General features: G+C 54.3%; 2 protein-coding genes. One reads left to right on the top strand and one right to left on the bottom strand.

Going from position 1 to position 505, the window contains the following annotated elements; all coding sequences use genetic code 11:
• Positions 1–10: 10 nt before the first annotated feature.
• The gene (locus ACFQEU_RS18140; protein WP_379784434.1) at positions 11–136 is read left to right on the top strand and encodes a trehalase family glycosidase; all 126 of its coding nucleotides are present in this window, start codon (positions 11–13) and stop codon (positions 134–136) included.
• Between the two features lie 129 nt (positions 137–265).
• Here ACFQEU_RS18140 and ACFQEU_RS18135 read toward each other — a convergent pair.
• The coding region (locus ACFQEU_RS18135; protein ID WP_379784432.1) for a LysR substrate-binding domain-containing protein at positions 266–505 on the bottom strand (240 nt) is incomplete at its 5' end.

Raw genomic sequence — 505 nt, 5'->3', positions numbered from 1 at the left:
AAAATATGATGTGCAACGTTTAGGCAAGCAGGCTGAAGGTGGTGAGTACCCAGTGCAAAGTGGTTTCGGTTGGACCAATGCTATTTTGTTGTGTTTGATGGACGGCTTGAGCGCGTCAGACGAGGCGGCTCAGTAGGTACCGCTGGGCGCCCGCTTTTTTACTGCGCGCGGATCGGGCGCTCTAAGGTGATTGTCCTGCTTAGCTGGTGCGCCTGGTGTTTGGTGTTAGCTGTGTGCCGAGATTTTCTAGGTCTAGGTGCGATGATCAATTGACCTCAACAAGGTGCGCTGCTAAAAAGTCTATCATCGCACGCACTACCGGTCGGCGGGCGTTAGTGGCCTTCCACATGAGGTAGACCAGCGCATCCTCGTGGCCGCTGATGTTTGCCTGCCAATCAGGTAGCACCTCGACCAACTCGCCAGATGCCAATTCCTGCTCTACGAACCAACGCGCATTAAGAGTGACGCCAAGATCCTGTTTTGCCCATTTGATAACGGCGCTGCC

It is taken from the genome of Halorubrum tibetense (genome assembly GCF_042661865.1).
GTDB lineage: Archaea > Halobacteriota > Halobacteria > Halobacteriales > Haloferacaceae > Halorubrum > Halorubrum tibetense.
The sequence above is the reverse complement of the archived record's forward strand: the minus strand, read 5'-3'. Positions and strand labels throughout refer to the sequence as shown.